16 protein-coding genes and 2 pseudogenes are annotated in these 17,345 nt (G+C 43.2%); 2 read left to right on the top strand and 16 right to left on the bottom strand.

All coding sequences use genetic code 11. The features are described 5' to 3' along the window. Positions 1–632: 632 nt before the first annotated feature. Both BIZ37_RS24250 and BIZ37_RS24245 read left to right on the top strand, forming a co-directional pair. Positions 633–1,109: a hypothetical protein gene (locus tag BIZ37_RS24250; protein WP_187463697.1), complete on the top strand. Its 477-nt coding sequence runs from the start codon at positions 633–635 to the stop codon at positions 1,107–1,109. Between the two features lie 211 nt (positions 1,110–1,320). Then, positions 1,321–1,752: pseudogene (locus BIZ37_RS24245) on the top strand (hypothetical protein); the annotation flags it as partial. Positions 1,753–1,879: 127 nt separating this feature from the next. Here BIZ37_RS24245 and BIZ37_RS24240 read toward each other — a convergent pair. The 16 genes and pseudogenes from BIZ37_RS24240 to BIZ37_RS24165 all read right to left on the bottom strand — a co-directional run. Further along, a complete protein-coding gene (locus BIZ37_RS24240; RefSeq protein WP_187463695.1) occupies positions 1,880–2,854 on the bottom strand; it encodes a porin in 975 nt (324 codons plus the stop codon). Positions 2,855–3,014: 160 nt separating this feature from the next. Next, positions 3,015–3,455, bottom strand: a complete 441-nt coding sequence (locus tag BIZ37_RS24235; RefSeq protein WP_187463694.1) for a low molecular weight phosphotyrosine protein phosphatase — start codon at positions 3,453–3,455, stop codon at positions 3,015–3,017. 67 nt (positions 3,456–3,522) lie between these two features. Beyond that, a complete protein-coding gene (locus BIZ37_RS24230; protein ID WP_187463693.1) occupies positions 3,523–4,899 on the bottom strand; it encodes an O-antigen ligase in 1,377 nt (458 codons plus the stop codon). Positions 4,900–5,049: 150 nt separating this feature from the next. Further along, positions 5,050–5,586, bottom strand: a complete 537-nt coding sequence (locus BIZ37_RS24225; protein ID WP_187463692.1) for a hypothetical protein — start codon at positions 5,584–5,586, stop codon at positions 5,050–5,052. 174 nt (positions 5,587–5,760) lie between these two features. Beyond that, positions 5,761–6,195, bottom strand: coding sequence for a VanZ family protein (locus BIZ37_RS24220; RefSeq protein ID WP_187463691.1), 435 nt, complete (start codon positions 6,193–6,195; stop codon positions 5,761–5,763). Further along, complete coding sequence (locus tag BIZ37_RS24215) at positions 6,188–6,856, bottom strand: hypothetical protein (RefSeq protein WP_222939809.1); 669 nt, start codon at positions 6,854–6,856, stop codon at positions 6,188–6,190. The genes BIZ37_RS24220 and BIZ37_RS24215 overlap by 8 nt, the downstream gene beginning before the upstream one ends. 105 nt (positions 6,857–6,961) lie before the next feature. Beyond that, complete coding sequence (gene galU, locus BIZ37_RS24210) at positions 6,962–7,882, bottom strand: UTP--glucose-1-phosphate uridylyltransferase GalU (protein ID WP_187463689.1); 921 nt, start codon at positions 7,880–7,882, stop codon at positions 6,962–6,964. 239 nt (positions 7,883–8,121) lie between these two features. Continuing rightward, positions 8,122–9,102, bottom strand: coding sequence for a DHH family phosphoesterase (locus tag BIZ37_RS24205; protein ID WP_187463688.1), 981 nt, complete (start codon positions 9,100–9,102; stop codon positions 8,122–8,124). 2 nt (positions 9,103–9,104) lie between these two features. Continuing rightward, on the bottom strand, positions 9,105–9,737 hold the full coding sequence (gene cysC / locus BIZ37_RS24200) for an adenylyl-sulfate kinase (RefSeq protein ID WP_187463687.1): 633 nt from the start codon (positions 9,735–9,737) through the stop codon (positions 9,105–9,107). An 85-nt stretch (positions 9,738–9,822) separates the two neighbouring features. Next, positions 9,823–11,565, bottom strand: coding sequence for an SLC13 family permease (locus BIZ37_RS24195; protein WP_187463686.1), 1,743 nt, complete (start codon positions 11,563–11,565; stop codon positions 9,823–9,825). 34 nt (positions 11,566–11,599) lie between these two features. Beyond that, positions 11,600–12,883, bottom strand: coding sequence for a polysaccharide biosynthesis C-terminal domain-containing protein (locus BIZ37_RS24190; protein WP_187463685.1), 1,284 nt, complete (start codon positions 12,881–12,883; stop codon positions 11,600–11,602). A 2-nt stretch (positions 12,884–12,885) separates the two neighbouring features. Then, positions 12,886–13,422: a dTDP-4-dehydrorhamnose 3,5-epimerase gene (gene rfbC / locus BIZ37_RS24185; protein ID WP_187463684.1), complete on the bottom strand. Its 537-nt coding sequence runs from the start codon at positions 13,420–13,422 to the stop codon at positions 12,886–12,888. 2 nt (positions 13,423–13,424) lie between these two features. Next, positions 13,425–14,305, bottom strand: a pseudogene (gene rfbD, locus BIZ37_RS24180) (dTDP-4-dehydrorhamnose reductase). A 20-nt stretch (positions 14,306–14,325) separates the two neighbouring features. Beyond that, a complete protein-coding gene (gene rfbA / locus BIZ37_RS24175) occupies positions 14,326–15,204 on the bottom strand; it encodes a glucose-1-phosphate thymidylyltransferase RfbA (protein WP_187463683.1) in 879 nt (292 codons plus the stop codon). Then, on the bottom strand, positions 15,204–16,280 hold the full coding sequence (gene rfbB, locus BIZ37_RS24170; protein ID WP_187463682.1) for a dTDP-glucose 4,6-dehydratase: 1,077 nt from the start codon (positions 16,278–16,280) through the stop codon (positions 15,204–15,206). Before rfbB ends, rfbA begins: the two co-directional genes overlap by 1 nt. Positions 16,281–16,286: 6 nt before the next feature. Then, the coding region (locus BIZ37_RS24165) for a DUF1972 domain-containing protein (RefSeq protein ID WP_187463681.1) at positions 16,287–17,345 on the bottom strand (1,059 nt) is incomplete at its 5' end.

Below are 17,345 nucleotides of genomic sequence, written 5' to 3'. Positions count from 1 at the left end.
CACGGAGACGCATTCCTAAGGCCTGGCCTTCTTTTCATACTCACCGAAGATCATCGGTACCACTAACTTACTCTGGCAGACAAGCCATCAAATCACTCAGCCATCGAGCAGGGTTACCCGCAATGTAGTCACTCATCCGAAGTGATAGATGACCATTGCTTTTGCTCCCTCGTCTCTTTTTGAAAAAAAGAGACGAGGGATAGCCACAAATCCTCAGCCCTTAAGTGGCAAGGGATGCACAAAAGATAGACACAGAAATTTCTGAACGATTTTGGACGACAGCGACAAATCAGCCGGATCTCGCCACCAAAAAATAAGTGGCCTGAGCGGGAGGCAGCCCCATAGCAATTTGTCATCATGCTGTTACTTGCACCACAACAATAGGCGTCGGGATCGCCATTATCTCCCTTTATCACAGCAAAGACGCGCCCTTTTCAAATGCGCACGAACACTTTACTGATTATCTGCTGTTGTGATTTCTTTATTTAATCTCACTAATAAAACATTGCATATAAATGCATTAATTTTCTTTCATTTATGAAATTTGTTGCAATTTTCATTGTGTTAGGATGCCATACCATATAAAATAGTACTTAGTACCTTTTAATTTTTTATACTAATTTGAGGCTGCTTTGGGGCGCATAACTAAAGAGCAAAAAGAAAAAAACTATCATAAGATCAACAGTATAATCTTGGCTGTCTTTCTAGATGAAGGATGGACAAGTATTACCTACGATCGTATAGCCAGAGAAACAGGTTTACGTAAAAGTACCCTGCAAGGCTACTACCCAACAAATAGTGACTTTCTTTTGGGGATAAGGGGCCATCTTCATGATCTCATGATCGAAAAGCTTGATTTCTCTTCTAAGGAATCGCTTATAACGTCTTGGAACAATGCACTGAAATCAAAAGGGTTCAACTACACGATTGATATGTTTATCAATCATGTGGTTTCGCGCTCCCCTTCCCCAATGGCATTGAATGCCCTGACTAACATGGCATGCCTATTGCGAACGCATTTTCCGAAGGAAGACTCGAAAGAATTAATGATCCAACTATTTGGCAATGCAGTAGTTCATCCACTGTTTGATAATCGCCTTGAGAGTTAATGGCATAAGATCACGACCATAAAAATTTATCCCCTAAACTCTCACTATCAATATAGAGGATGATAAACAGTCAATAACAGAGCTCCTCCCCACCTAAAAAAGCATATTTTTGCGCAGAAAATCTAAATTTACATAAAGTTTGCAAAAACAAGATATCGTCCTCCATACGCATTGTGTTACTGTTCACGCATAGTTTTTGGGGAGATATTTAATGGCTCGCATAAGCAAAGATAAATGGCAAGAGAACTTCGCCAAATATAATGCGATTATTCTAGAGATTTTTCTTACTGAGGGATGGGATTTCGTGACCTACGACCGTCTAAGTAAAGAAACAGGTCTGCGTAAAAGCACCTTGCAAGGCTACTATCCTTCGAACCAAGATTTTGCAGTTGCGATGGATGGGAAGGTGCTACCGATTATCATGCAGCATTTGTCATTTGAGTCGAGAGAGGCACTGATTCAATCCTGGGCGGAATCGCTTGAGTCTCAAAAATTTAGAATGATCATGAAGATGTTCGTGATGCATGCTTCTAAGCATGAAAGTGAAGGTCGGGGGGCATTAGGCGCTAAAGGCCTGCTTAATATCATCCAGTATGAACTACCAGATGAGGATGGTTTAGAGTTGCTTCAGCACCTGTTTGGATTAACGGTTACTGGGTTACTCGGCCTTAATAAATAATTAAAGGCTTTAAATTAAAGCCCAGCAAAATACTATTTCGCTGGGCTTTGATAGATTTGTTCTATGTACTTACTCGAGCCTGTTCTGGTAATTACCAGAAGATGGTCGCACCGACTGCGAAGTTCACCGCGGTATCATCCGTCGTCTTAGTACCATCATTGACATAGTTAGCTTCAGCATAAACATTTGCCCAATCAACGATGTCATAACGGGAACCTAGGTAAACATTATGCAAGTTACCGTCTAGAGAGGCAGTATCAGAATCTTGCATAATGTATTCATAGCCAGCGTAACCAAATAGCTTTTCGACCACTTCTACTTTACCAGCCACAGCAAGCGCATTCTTTTTCACTGAACGTTGGCTATCTAGTTCATTGTCTATATCGGTGTAGTAATATGTCGCGCCTAAAACGTAATCACCACGACTGAACTCTGCCGAAGTTGTCGCGTAGAATTCATCTTTCTGGTTATTTACCAGATTCGTTGATGAAGTACCCAAACCACCGCGGATATTCAAATCACCCAAGTTGTATTGGCCATATAGTTCCATAAGGTCACGTTCGTTATCACCGGCTTCAAAGCCGTAGGTGGCACTTAGAATGAATAGCTCATTGCTGTATACGTACTTCAGGCCCTCATCGTGCTGAGAAACAGGGTTCAAGTTCGACTTACCACCAAATGCTTCCGAGTAGTCGACACCTTCAAGATCATCAGATGATGTGGCGTGCTTACCAAAGGTCAGCGCACCCAATACCTCATGCTGCAGGCCACCGTAGTACTTGGAAAAGTACAAGTCATCTTCATCACGGGTTTCATCAGCATCGAAGTTAACTTCACCTTCAACCAAACCTAAAAGATTCAAGGTATCAGTTGCCGCATAACGAGCATCAACACCAACTTTAGAGTCACCGAACGTGTAGTCGTTATCCTGATTCTCGTAGAAGAAAGCACGGGCTTTTACTTCACCGTAAAACTCCAAGTATGCCCTTTCATTATTGATAATTTCATAAGCATACGCCGGACTAACAGCAATAGACGCAGCCAATGCAAGCAATGTTTTTTTCATGATGGATTCCAAATTGTATACGCAACGCCACAGTTAATAACGTACCAAGAACGAATAAATTCTGCACGAACATTAAGGTAATGTCAATTAACAGAATGACATTCTAAAAATTAAACTTAAGTGATAGGTAATATTTGTGGACTTGATGTAAGTTAAGAAGCTACGACAGCCTACTCGCCCATGCTTTCGCCGCCGAGTGGATAGCTTTGAAAGAATGGGTAAAGGCTTCCTGCCCTTGTAGGTATGGGTCGGAAATAGAACCTTCCCGCCACTGCCCAAACAATAAGGTCTTGTGTCTGGCATCTGGGGATAATTTCGCAACAGCGTTTATATGCTCTGGTTCCATAACAAGAATTAGGTCATATTCTTGGCATAACTGTGCAGTGAGCTGCTGAGCATGATGGCTATTGAGCTCAACACCATGGCTGGCTGCAACTTCGTTAGCAGTAACATCAGCAGGTTGCCCTGTTAGCCCGCTAGCTTCAGTCGCAAGGCCAGCAGAGGAGATTTGTTTATTAGGCAGCATTTGCTTGAGTAATGCCTCCCCCATTGGAGAGCGGCAAATATTGCCAACACATACCACCAAAATACGATTAAACATATTGTTCGCAGTCCGTGAAAATACTTAGAGTGTGCTGTTTATAGTGAGCCATAAATTAAGAACAAAGCTATCCAGAATGGCCCTTGGGCAAATGAGCACTGCAGCCAGCTAGAACGAGCACGAGAATAAACGTCATCGCATTAGCTGTTGGCTGCAGATTAAAATCCACCGATATATGGATTAGCATTCCGACCACCGCCATTAAGCAGCCCAAAGCCGTTCCTTTTAACGTTTTGCTACTTCGTTGCCTAATCGTCTTCACGCATAACCAGATAGCGAACAGGCAGGAGCTTCCCAATAGCAAGGTCGCCGGTATTCCCGTTTCGACGGCAAACTGGATGTAGTCGTTATGGGCATGATCGTAATAACCAATGTTGGCTTTGCTAAAAGCTGGGAATGTGGAGTGAAAACTGCCAAGACCCGTTCCAGTCAGCGGCATTTTTTCGATGATATCCATACTCCACTGGACAACCTCATCACGGGTTTCATTCGACATAGTTGTTTGCTCAAGGCGCTGTTTGACTTTGACCAACCCAAATATCGAACCCACGACAAAGGTATCGACCACGAGGATACTGATAATCAACGCCACCAGAACTCGCGGCTTGTTGCGATAAAACAGCAATGCAACCAATCCACCGATTGTTGTTGCGGCAAAGAAAGCGGTATTCCCCATCCGGGAGCGGGTCATGACAAGGGCAATAACCATCACCACCAGCACACAGCGAACAAACATCTTGGCCGACATCATACCTGATACCCAGCGCTTGATACGCTCGTGCCAAGAGCCTGATGCAGACACATGCAGCTGAGCAATAAGCAGCCCAGTACCCAGGCTAAGGCAAAGCATCAAGTAATTGGCCAGATGATTCTTATACACAAACGAGCCAGTAGCGACATCAGGTAGACGTATGCCAAACACCAAGGAGTACTCAATACCCAGCAACACCACCATGGCACCGTAGAAGGCCTGGAAAGTACCACTGACTACAATAGCTCCCAACACCTGCTTAACTCGTTGTTTAGAATCGATGAGCACCACAGCACACAAGGCAAAAAGCAGATACGTTAGCCCTTTCAGCAGGCCAGAGACGGTCGCATAGGCATTTACCGTGATACGCCCTGTATCAGCCCCTATGTTTTCATAAGCTTCTGCAGCAAAAGGAGAAAGCAGCTTTAGCACTTCCAAATCAAACGGGATAAGTTGAAACGCCGTCCAAACCTGAAACAATCCAAGTGGCACCAACAACCAGCCAAATCGTTTAATCCGCTCAAAAGGAAATGCCTGCCAGTTAGTTCGATAACTCAACACTAAAGTTAGCGTCGTAAGCGCCACCCACAGCTCTGCAATAGACCAAGCCCAAATACGGTTAGACGCTAATGGAATGGGCAGCCATACCAATAACACCAACATACTGTAGAAACTAATTTGATTTAACCGCATTATATGACTCATGTTTGTTTCAATTGAAATAAGCCCCAGCAATGAGAATGAGCTAGTTTCTATTTCCACTACTAGGACTTAGACCAAGGCTTAGCTCGCTAGCTTTGAAAGAAAGATTTAGCAATTAACTCTCTCAATCAAGCGTCCAAACTAGTTACTTGAAATAGGATCGTTATTCTTTGGCGCTTTCGGCTCTGCACCTGGGAATTTTTTGCTCGGTGCAGGCTTTGCTTGCTCAACCGGCGTCTGAGCAGTTTGATCAACTGCAGGGCTTGTCACTTCCGTTGGATCAATACCCGCTTCGATAGCCGCAGCCGTCACGGTTTCAGCTGGTACGCCAGCTTGAACTGCAACAGATGCGACAGCTGCAGCTTGCTCTGGCGCTGTCGCTATCGCCGCAGCAATAACCTGATCAGCCGATTGTGGCGCAGCTTGTACAGCGGCCTGAACAACGGCTGCTGCCAATTCTGGGTTAGCGGCAATCACAGACTCGACAATCGCAGCTGCCATCTCTGGGTATTGCGCAATCAGCTGGGCAACCAGCTCTTCTGCACTTAACTCGCTCTGCGCAACAATCGCAGCAATATCAACAGATTTAGCGGTAGTTGATGATGTTTCGGCAAAAGCCACAGAAGACGAAACCACCGCCCCTATCGCAATGCTAAGCATCAGTTTGTTTAACTTCATTCTTATTCCTCTAAGTGTGAAGTGGACTTTGTATGTTACACAAACAGAATAACATACCATAAAAAGACAATAACATTCCTTTGCCTTCAATAGCGCTTTGTCATAAACGCGAGAGCAGAGCTGCGTACTACAGGTTAGACCTCGTTTATCTGTAGTGGCCGCTTTTCTTGTGTGTTAGCCCTTGGCATATTTAACAAGAACAAAGATCGAACATCCCACAGTGATACCCGCGACATTGGCAACCCAATCCCAAACAGAAAACTCACGAGTTGGAGAGAAAGCCTGCAAAAACTCATCGATGGAGACCAACACAATACTGAGTACAACGAGCGAGTAGCCCGGAAGAAGGTTGTTCTCAGGCTCTCCCGATAACTTCGCCCATGATTTCGCCGATGACTCCCCCGTTGGCTCTCTATCAGAGGCCAAGCACGCAGAAAAACCCAGTACCGTAGCGACTAGTACATGGAGCACATAGGCTCCCCCAAGCCCTGATTCAACTTGGTAGATATAGCCTGAAAACACCCCGAAAGTTTTGTCCATAGAGGCCAACCCGCCGCATAACACCACCAGCAGAAAACAGGCTTGTCTCTTGTTAATTCTTTTAACCACGCCCTACCCCTTTGCATGTCTTCAAACGTACACCTTTATTTTTATGCTTGGTGTTATTCATATTCGCTTGGCTAGTCTTGGCTTGATTGGCAAAGCCAAGTAATCGACAAGCACGCTCCTTTTCAGGGGAGCGTGCAACCACCTCATTGAGCTGATGATAGTTAATTCGGTATTGGATAGGCTTTAGGAGGTAACGCGAAGCAAGAACCTTTTCGCTTGCGCTCAGCTGCGGCCAGTGAGCAAGAAGAAACTCCAGGCTGAATAGAGCCACTTTGGTATCAAAGGGAGCAACCTTTTGAGCAAGCGAAATCGGCTGATTGATAACATCGAAAGGCTTACCCATACGCCACAAGCTTTCCGCATGTTGGATCAAGGCTGTGTAGTTTAAGGGGGAGATATACTGCGCAGCCTTGGTAGCATTAATTGCCTCGCCAAACGCGCTTTCTGCATAATCCTGATAAACCGCATCACTCACGTTCTCTGAGGCCGCACCTTTAAGAGCATAATGGGTAGCACTCAGCCCAAGATACTCAGGGTTCATGCCATCCCAAAACAGCAGGCTTTCTATTTGAAAGGCAAGATCATCAAGTTGATTATCTTGTGCCAGTTCAGGTTGAATCTCAATTTGCTTAAATGTGTCTCTCACCTTCATCGCCTGCAAGTCGCCCATCAAGAACGAAACAGAAGAGAAAGCTACACCTAGGCTAAGCCCAGCCAGCGCAAATAGAAATGCCGCTTTCAATTTCATCGACAATTACTCTACAGATTACTCTAAGGTCAGTGCTTCTTGTTCAAGCTCATGAAGTTGTTCAGCGGTTTGATTTTCATCCATGTTTGCAGACACGCTTGTAGGCACATCATCTTTCTTGAGATACAAGTTTTGGTAACAGTAGTTGGTAGCATCGATATAGCCCTCGACACTTCCGCAATCAAAACGCTTACCCTTGAACTTGTAGGCAATCACACAGCCCTGCTCTGCCTGCTTTAAAATCGCATCGGTAATTTGAATTTCACCGCCTTTGCCTGGCTCTGTATTTTCAATGTGCTCAAAAATATCTGGGGTCAGAATATAGCGACCGATAATAGCAAGGTTACTTGGCGCCGTGCCTTGGGCAGGTTTTTCAACCATGTCGGTAACACGGATCAGATCTTCACTTAAATGCTCACCAGCAATCACCCCATATTTATGGGTTTCATCTGCAGGGACTTCTTCCACCGCGACAATGGTGCAGCGGAACTGTTTAAACAGGCCGACCATTTGCTCAAGTACACCTTGCTGGGTGTTAACACACAGATCGTCTGCCAATACGACAGCAAACGGGTTGTCCCCTACCAACTCTTTACCGGTGAGGATGGCATGGCCCAACCCTTTCATTTCACGCTGGCGGATATAAGTAAAGTTTGCAGAATCAATCAGATCACGAATGTTATCCAACAGTTCTTCTTTGTTGGTACCACTGATTTGGTGCTCCAACTCGAAGTTCTTATCGAAGTGATCCATCAGTGAGTTTTTACCACGGCCCGTTACAATGGCCATGCTGTCCATACCCGCCTGGATAGCTTCATCCACGCCGTACTCAATCAACGGTTTATTCACCACAGGCATCATTTCTTTTGGCATAGATTTAGTGGCAGGGAGAAAGCGGGTTCCATAACCCGCTGCAGGGAAGAGGCAGTGTTTGATCATCGTTATGGCCTTTGAAATTGACTTATTAGATACCAAGTACCGTAATATACTGGCAGAATAATACCCTTACTGACAAAATCAGTAAAGGGTATTTGATACGATTAATTAAAGTGAGAGGTTTCAGCAATAAGTAACGGCTTCTCTCTAATTGAGTGTGGGGGGATTACTGATTTTTGTGTTCGTGTTTATGGCTGTGTAGCTTATACTAAATACTTAGAATAAGACTTCGACTAGATAGCTTAAAACACTTGGTAGAACGACGCTAAGATTTCGATAAAGCGCACTTTATCTTGAGCTTTCAACACATTAATCCCAGCTGCGGCTTTGCGCCCTCCCCCAGTAGCAAACTTAATGCAGATTTCATCAGCGCCAATCCGATTTTCTAAAGGAGCTCTCACACTCACCGTGTAGGACTCCCCTTCAGCATTACCTTCTGAGTTCTTGGTCAGCACAGCATGAGCAAGCTTTGGATATTCGTTAGCACATTCATTACCGAAAACGCCACTGATACGCCGAGCCCAAGGCTCACAAGGTAGCTCGAAAACACGAACACCGCTATCTTGATATACGGGACTAAGATCAGACACTAAATTGTAATCAAGTTTATAGGTGTCCCTGAGCTTGAAGAATACAGAGTCCTTACAGTTCACCAATTCAAAAGGGTCTGGATAACGATACAGTTCGCGATAAAGATCTACAGGTGAAATATGAAGATCGGCCAACGATGAGCCATAGGCATTGTAGTTAATGAGCGTGCCAAGCTCTTCTAGAAATGCGATTTGCTCGTCATCATAACCATGCTGTTCTGCTAACTCTCGAGCAACACTTTTTAGGTTGTCACCAAAAGCTGCAGCAATTGCCCAGGCAATGTATTTACCGCCCAACTTTTCATTAATAAGCAAGCTCGTACAAGTCTCTGGGGACGTATCAATAAGCGCCTCTAGGTATTCAGACTCGCTGATATCACCACTACGGTGATGGTCACAGTAGAACACAGCACATTGCTGTTCTAGCAAACCAGCTAGATCTGATTGATTCTTTTCCATCGAGATATCAAGCACAGTTACCGACGCTACATCAGTGACATTCTTCAATTGGCTCAATAGCTTGATATCACGTTTTACACCAGTAACAAGATTACTAGCTTTAGGCTCATTAAAGCGCAGTTGAAGCAGCGCAATGATGCCGTCTGCATCGCCGTTAAAGACATCGTAATGCATAGTTAAATGTATCCCTTTTCTGCAAGATAACTGACAACTTGCTTTGCACACCCATCAATTGAGAATTCTGCCGTCTTAACATGAATCTCTGAGCTCACAGGTGCTTCATACTCAGAGCTAACCCCAGTAAAGTTCTTAATCTCACCACTACGGGCTTTCTTGTATAAGCCTTTTGGATCGCGTGATTCGCACACCTCTAAAGGTGTATCGATAAACACCTCTAAGAACTGGTCTTCTTCAAGAAGATCGCGCACTTGCTGACGGTCTGAAATAAATGGTGAGATAAACGCTGTCAAAACAATAGCGCCTGAATCCACAAACAGCTTAGCCACCTCACCAATTCGACGAATGTTCTCGACTCGGTCTTCATCACTAAAGCCAAGATCTTTGTTCAGACCATGACGAACGTTGTCACCATCTAGCAAATAACTGTGCTTACCAAGTGCCATAAGCTGAGATTCAACCGCATTCGCAACTGTCGATTTACCAGAACCACTTAAGCCAGTAAACCAAAGCACAACCGGCTTTTGTTGCTTTTGTTCTGCACGTTGCTGATGATTCACCGTCGAGTTATGCCAAACCACATCACTCGATTTATCGGTAATTTCTGCTTTATTAATATAAGGACTAACCATAAAAACCTTTTTACCTCGAAAACTGAAAACTGACCGCTTTAAGCTGATAGCTAATAGCTAATAGCTAATAGCTAATAGCTAATAGCTAAAACGAATACACCATAGGAATCATTAAAATCGCGGTAATCGAATACACAATCGATACAGGAAAACCAAACTTCAAATAGTCTTTCACTTGGTAGTTACCTGCCGAATACACCATCAAGTTAGTTTGATAACCAAATGGAGAAAGAAAGCTTGCACTGGCACCAAAGGCCACCGCCATCACAAACGGCGTCGCATCAACACCAAACTGTTGCGCTGCACCAAAAGCAATAGGAAAGATGATCGCAGCCGCCGCATTATTAGTAATGAGCTCTGTAAGAATTAAGGTCGCCAAGAACACGCCAACAAATGCCCCATAAACCCCGTAGCCATTAGTTAAACTTAATAGCCCTGAACTGATCACATTCGCTAGGCCGCTGATTTGCATGGCATCGGCCAATGTCAAAGCGCTGCCGACTACGATGATGATCTCAAACGGAATACGGCGTCGGACATACTGAACAGTGAGTACCCCACTCAATACGTAAGTGCCTAGCAACAACAGTAACCCTTTTAGCAGTGGTAACATGCCAACAGCTGACAACCCAATAACAGCGAAAAAACCACCTAACACCCAATTGGATTGAGATTTGGATAGCGTTTGTTGTTCGTTATTCAATATGTCTGAATTAAGCAATACAAAGTTGCGCTTAAGGTTATTACGATGTTTAAAGTCATTACCTACCGCAAGCAGCAACATATCCCCTGCTCGTAACTTAATACCACCTAACCCACCGGATAGTTGTTGGTCGCCACGGCGAATACCAAGTACAGAGGCATCAAACAAAGAGCGAAAATGGACTTGTTTAAGGTCTTTACCAACAACCACAGAATCAGGCAAGACTACGACTTCACACGTTTTTTCTGCGTCTAGGTTGTCGTCATCCTTTACACCATGCACTTCGATACCGGTGTGCTGCTGTAACTGATTAAGGCTAGCCAAATCCCCACTGAACAACAAGGTATCGTTGAGTTGTAAAACCTCACTCGGCCCAACAGAAGTAATCACTCTCCCATCGCGTACTACCTCAGTAAGAAACAGAGATTCCAGGTTACGCAAATCAGCATCTGCAATACTTTTTCCCACGAGCAAGGGTGAAGTAACTTTAGCTTCAATAAAATAGTGATGACCTTGTACCTCCTCGCTCACTTGATAACGAGGCAGCAATTTAATGCAAACAAACATACACAACAAACAAGCCAATAGCACCACAATAGCAATAGGCGTCGAAGCAAACATGGCTAATGGCTGCAAACCAAACTGCTCAGCAAAGCTAGAAACAATCAAGTTAGTAGAGGTACCCACCAAGGTCAGCGTACCCCCCAAAATCGAAGCATAAGAAAGCGGCAATAAATAACGCGATGCTTGCTTTGGTAGTTGGCTTTTAATGCAGCTCATCAGCGTAGCGACGACCGCAGTGTTATTAGCAAAACCAGAAGCAAAGCTCGTCACTACAATTAGACGCAAGTAGTTGGCAATGAAAGAACCGTTGAATAAACACTTGCCCAACTGTTTGACATAAAAAGTCTTCTCCACCGCAAAGCTACAAATGATCAGTAGCATCAAGGTAATCAGTGACGAGTTGGCAAAGCTTTGTAGATAGACTTGTTGTTCGACAACTCCTGACACAAACAGAATTGCACCGACTGCTGCGAATGCTAAAAGCGGACGAACGTGGGACACAACCAGAGCCACTAACAGCGCAATCAATAATCCAGCAGTGAGTATTTGAGATTCAATCATAAATGTACGGCTATCAGCTATCAGCTATCAGCTATCAGCTATCAGCTATTTTCCTAAAGATATTAAGCGTATTGAAGCCCAAGCGTTTCTTCACCATCCAAACTGCTAATAAGTTTTGGGTAGCAACAGAAATGGCAGTGGCATAAGCTGCTCCCATCAACCCAAACTGACTGGTTAAACCAAATGCTAAAACGATAGCTAAAGGACCTGAGAACAGAACAACGTTACGCATGTCTTTTTCGTGGCCTGTCATATTAAGCAAATAACCGACAGAGCCAGTAATCACATTAATAAACTGTCCCACAGCTAATATCTGCAATAACGGAGCTGCAACTTTATACTCCTCGCCAAACAAACCCATCAAAAACTCAGGGAGGAAGATCATAAAAGTGAGCACAGGAACGGCCAAAGCAATCATCAAACGACTTGATACAATAGAGAGCTTATTCACTTCTATTTGATTACCTTTCGCAAACGCTTGGGCAAACTTTGGCGCTACTACTAAGTTAACCGCAATCAACACAAAGCTAGCTAGTGTTGCTGTTCGCTGAGCAGAAGCGAAGAAAGCTAAATCAGAGCTAGTAAGGTATTTTGCGGTAGCAAACTGTCCCGCCCACATCGCACATTGCCCCATCAACATAACGACAAATAGTGATGACAAGCTGGATTTTAGCTCTGGATAAAACTTTGCTTTGATATCAAAACTAGTGCCTTTGGTTCTAAACCAAAGTACCGCACCGAACAGCATTGCAGAGCCTACGCAAACAAAGTAAATACAGTAGAGTGAAAACCCCGTTTGATTAAGGCCAATAAATACAAATGCACCGAGTACAATGATAAATGAAAGCTGAGCAATCACATTTTGCACCGTACTGGCCCAAATTGCTTCCTGCTTACCTTGTAACATAGCAGATAACATCTGTAACAATGCCAAAAAGAACATACAGACTGCAATTAATGGCAATAAGCCTGCAATCTCAACCATACCCAATAAGTTAGCAATTTGATCAGGCACGATTGAACAAACTACCAGTAGCAACACAGCCAAAATGAAGACAGTTCTGAACAAGACCGATACTGTTTGGTTGATACGCTTCCACGAAATACCAAAATCAGCACCAATTACTTTTAACAAGGCATTCGGTGAGCCTAATGCAAATATACCACCACCAAGTTGCGTCAATGCTAAGGCAAAAAAGAACACCCCTGCACTTGCTACATCTGTGGTATTGGCAACAACAAGACTCATTAAAAAACCAGCACCTGCACCGAAACCTCTTACAACAAAGACTTGGAAAGACTTGATAAGAATCGACATAGTTACATCTCTGAGAACTTCAAAGCGTGGTTATCTTTGTTAGATAATTGAGGTCGCTCAGTCAATGGCCACTTGATAGCTAAATCATTATCATCCCATTTTATTGAGATCTCAGCTCGTGGGTTATAAAAATCTGTGCATTTGTATACAAACTCCGCTTCGTTACTCGTTACATAGAACCCATGAGCAAATCCCTCAGGGATCCAAAGTTGGCGTTTGTTCTCTGCAGATAAATATTCACCTACCCATTGCCTGTACGTTGGCGAACCTTTGCGAATATCCACAGCCACATCAAATACTTCGCCAGATACCACCCGAACTAGCTTTCCTTGAGTGTTTTCAGTCTGGTAATGCAGCCCACGTAATATTCCTTTCTTTGATTTTGAGTGATTATCTTGCACAAATGTAGTCGGCTTTCCTGTAACTAGTTCTTCAAATTGCTTTTGATTCCACGTTTCCATGAAAAAGCCGCGATCATTACCAAATACCGTTGGTTCAATAATTTTTACATCAGGAATTGCTGTATTAATTACTTTCATGCTCAGCCTTTATAGGAAGATAAATCAGATATAGCTTTTTTCCAATCACTAGCTTGGATATTAAAGTTTGTTTTAACTTTCATTAGGTCTAACTTTGAGTTAGCTGGTCGCTTAGCTGGTGTTGGGTATTGCTTGGTTACAATTGATGTCAGCTCAGGGGATTTTGTCAAAACCCCCTGTTCTACGGCATTAGTGAAAATACAATCTGCGAATTGAAACCAACTCACATAAGGCATTCCAGAATAATGATAAACCCCATACTCAACGTTCTCGCCCGAAGCGACTGAGTCCATCATTTTAATCAAAGTGTTAGCAATGTCTCCGGCATAAGTCGGGCCGCCAAACTGATCTCGAACAATACTCAGAGCATCTCGATCTTTTGCTAGTTTCAGCATCTTCTTAACAAAGTTATTACCATGCTCACCAAACACCCAAGCAGTTCTCAAGACGATATGCTTTTCAGTAGCTTTAGAGACCGCAATTTCACCAGCAAGCTTACTGGCCCCATAAACCCCTTGAGGATTGGTTGGTTCAGTCTCTAGGTAAAAACCCTCTTTATTCCCTTTAAAGACGTAATCGGTCGATATATGTAAAATTACAGCATCTACATCCTTCGCCGCCTGAGCTAGATATTTAGGTCCTTTCTCGTAGATGTCATAAGCTGAATTCACTTCACTTTCTGCCTTGTCAACAGCAGTGTAAACGGCAGCATTGATGATAGAGTTTGGCCTAAAATCGTGGACTAGATTTTCGACTTCTAGCTGATTGGAAATATCAAGTTCGCTTTTATCTAACGCAAATAGTTCAACATCGCTTCGGCTTGATAACTGTTTGACCAAACAGCTGCCTACTGCCCATTAGCACCGGTAATGAGAACTCTCATCATGTTTGATGGCTTCATCTTTACACGACCTCTTGAATTAGGCGCTGCAAGTATTTACCGTACTCATTCTTAAGCATCGGCTTAGCTATTTCTATTACTTGGTCATTACTCAACCAACCATTACGCCATGCGATTTCTTCGAGGCAGGCAACTTTCATCCCTTGAACATTTTCTATAGTTTGTACAAAGGAGGATGCTTCATGAAGGCTCTCGTGGGTTCCTGTATCTAACCAAGCGAAGCCACGGCCTAGCAACTCAACATTGAGAGCACCATTATTTAGGTACATCTCATTAAGAGTCGTAATCTCAAGTTCACCACGCTCTGATGGTTTTACCTCTTTAGCCAAATCGACGACTTTGTTGTCGTAGAAATACAATCCAGTAACAGCGTAATTAGATTTGGGATTGGCTGGTTTTTCTTCAATGGACACCGCTTTCATTTCATCGTTAAACTCAACGACACCAAATCTTTCAGGGTCTTTAACTTGATAACCAAATACGGTCGATATACCTTGCTCGGTTAAAGATCTTGCGTGTTTTAATTGTTCACCAAAAGACTGCCCATAATAGATATTGTCACCAAGCACCAAGCATACAGAGTCATCACCTATAAACTCTTCGCCAATGATAAATGCCTGCGCAAGGCCATCAGGGCTTGGTTGTACTGCATAATCAAGATTAATACCAAAATCGGAGCCGTCACCCAAAAGACGTTTGAAACCGGCATTGTCTTCGGGAGTCGTTATGATCAAAATATCTTTAATACCCGCAAGCATCAGCGTAGAAATAGGATAAAAAACCATTGGCTTATCATAAATTGGCATCAACTGTTTAGATGCGCCACGAGTCAATGGGTAGAGTCGTGTTCCAGACCCACCAGCTAATACAATACCTTTCATTACTTAGCTCCCTCTGTAGGAGTGCCCAAACGTTCGCCAGCGTAAGAGCCATTTAAAACACGGCTCCACCACTCTTTATTTTCTAAGTACCATTCCACAGTTTTTCGAAGTCCGGTTTCGAACGTTCCCTCTGGTTTCCAACCCAGCTCTCGCTCGATCTTTGATGCATCAATGGCATATCGAACATCGTGTCCAGGCCGATCAGTCACGTAAGTTATTAAGTCAGAATATTGAGTAACACCTTCCGGCTTATTAGGAGCTAGCTCTTCTAAAAGTTCGCAAATCGTCTTAACAACCTCGATATTAGCCTTTTCGTTATGACCACCAATATTGTAAGTCTCGCCTACTTCACCTTCAGTCACGACCTTGTATAAAGCTTGAGCATGGTCTTCTACGAATAACCAATCTCTTACCTGCATACCATTTCCATAAACTGGTAATTGCTTACCCTTGATTGCATTTAAGATCATCAATGGAATAAGCTTTTCTGGAAAATGATAAGGACCGTAGTTGTTAGAACAGTTAGTCACAATAGTTGGTAGGTCGTAGGTTCTTAACCATGCGCGTACCAAATGATCTGATGAAGCCTTTGACGCTGAATAAGGACTAGAAGGTTCGTAAGGTGTAGTCTCTGTAAATAGATCATCTGTACCTGCAAGATCACCATAAACTTCATCTGTAGAGATATGGTGGAAGCGAAAAGCTTTTTTTGACTCACCAGATAGCTTATTCCAATAAGAGCGCGTTGCTTCTAGGAGTGTGTAAGTACCCACAATGTTAGTTTCGATAAATGCTGCTGGTCCGTCGATAGAGCGGTCAACGTGAGACTGAGCAGCAAGATGCATAACTGCATCAGGCTGGTACTGCTCAAACAGTCGATCGAGTGCAACACGATCACAAATATCTACTTGCTCGAAAGTGTAGCGGTTACTAACGCTCACAGATAATAAGGACTCTAAATTGCCAGCATATGTTAACTTGTCTACGTTAATGACCGTATCATTAGTATTTTCAATAATATGGCGAACAACAGCAGACCCGATAAAACCTGCACCACCTGTAATTAATACTTTCATAACTTTCTACTTTGCATATTTGGTTAACAGCTCTTCATACTGAGCTAAAATTTCATTCCATTGAAAGCGTTGTCTAAATTGGTTAGTAGCATTATTTTTCCTAATACCCACCACTTCATCATCATGATATTCAGCACTAAAAAACTCACTCAGCGACTTAACACTTTCAAAGTAATGAGCCGCATCTTTCGCAACCCAGCGATTAAACTTGTTATCGTGTGCAATTACAGCACAACCGGCACCTAACGCCTCGACTAGAGATGGGTTTGTTCCGCCTACTTGGTGACCATGAATATAGTAACGGGCATAGAACCTTAGCGCTGCGACACGATCTGCTTCATATACACCGCCAGGAAAAATAACTTCAGAACTAGCACAACTCTTTATTAGTACGTGATACGCATTATGCTTAGAGAAATTACCCAGTACAACTAGTTTTTGACCTCTACGTTTTTCAGAAAAAGCTTGTACTATCTCTAAAATAGAATTTTCCGGCTCAGGTCTTGCTATAACTATTGAATAATTCTTGTTTTGCAGGCCAAATTCAGCAAGGACAGACTCATCCGCTACATTTATCTCTGGTCCTCCATATGGGATCATTGTTATCTTTTGGTCTGAAACTCTAGTAGCCAAATGTTCTTTAATACGTGGGTGATCAGCCACTAAGTGATTACCAAACCAGCAACCGAATCTTTCGTTCAACCAAAACCAAGCTTTAGCTACCTTACCCCACTTTTGTCGCTTCCATTCAATCCCATCCATATTGATAACATTAGTCTTACGAAAAAGGCGATGTAGGATGTTGAAACAGGCAGTGTTATACCCAAGAGTCAAGAAAATACCATTGTGCCTCAACGAGTGAATGATCGAACGAAAATCAAAAATCACTGTACCTAACGCACCCTCATTCTTGGTTGGGATATGTATACGTTTAATTCCGTTCCACTCTGTTTTGTATATATCACCAGAACCAGATTCTTGGCAATAGACAGTGACATCCCAGTTACGCTTGTTAAGATACATACAAAGATGCTCAGTAAACGTTTCAAAACCACCATGTTTAGC

Source organism: Photobacterium sp. BZF1 (assembly GCF_014349205.1).
GTDB lineage: Bacteria > Pseudomonadota > Gammaproteobacteria > Enterobacterales > Vibrionaceae > Photobacterium.
Note: the sequence above shows the minus strand (reverse complement) of the source record. Positions and strands in the feature narration are given on the sequence as shown.

Bases quoted from the DNA above. Each gene is read 5' to 3' on its own strand.
- BIZ37_RS24240 (WP_187463695.1), bottom strand. From the start codon at position 2,854: ATGAAAAAAACATTGCTTGCATTGGCTGCGTCTATTGCTGTTAGTCCG.
- BIZ37_RS24235 (WP_187463694.1), bottom strand. From the start codon at position 3,455: ATGTTTAATCGTATTTTGGTGGTATGTGTTGGCAATATTTGCCGCTCT.
- BIZ37_RS24230 (WP_187463693.1), bottom strand. From the start codon at position 4,899: ATGCGGTTAAATCAAATTAGTTTCTACAGTATGTTGGTGTTATTGGTA.
- BIZ37_RS24225 (WP_187463692.1), bottom strand. From the start codon at position 5,586: ATGAAGTTAAACAAACTGATGCTTAGCATTGCGATAGGGGCGGTGGTT.
- galU (WP_187463689.1), bottom strand. From the start codon at position 7,882: ATGATCAAACACTGCCTCTTCCCTGCAGCGGGTTATGGAACCCGCTTT.
- BIZ37_RS24205 (WP_187463688.1), bottom strand. From the start codon at position 9,102: ATGCATTACGATGTCTTTAACGGCGATGCAGACGGCATCATTGCGCTG.
- cysC (WP_187463687.1), bottom strand. From the start codon at position 9,737: ATGGTTAGTCCTTATATTAATAAAGCAGAAATTACCGATAAATCGAGT.
- BIZ37_RS24195 (WP_187463686.1), bottom strand. From the start codon at position 11,565: ATGATTGAATCTCAAATACTCACTGCTGGATTATTGATTGCGCTGTTA.
- BIZ37_RS24190 (WP_187463685.1), bottom strand. From the start codon at position 12,883: ATGTCGATTCTTATCAAGTCTTTCCAAGTCTTTGTTGTAAGAGGTTTC.
- rfbC (WP_187463684.1), bottom strand. From the start codon at position 13,422: ATGAAAGTAATTAATACAGCAATTCCTGATGTAAAAATTATTGAACCA.
- rfbA (WP_187463683.1), bottom strand. From the start codon at position 15,204: ATGAAAGGTATTGTATTAGCTGGTGGGTCTGGAACACGACTCTACCCA.
- rfbB (WP_187463682.1), bottom strand. From the start codon at position 16,280: ATGAAAGTATTAATTACAGGTGGTGCAGGTTTTATCGGGTCTGCTGTT.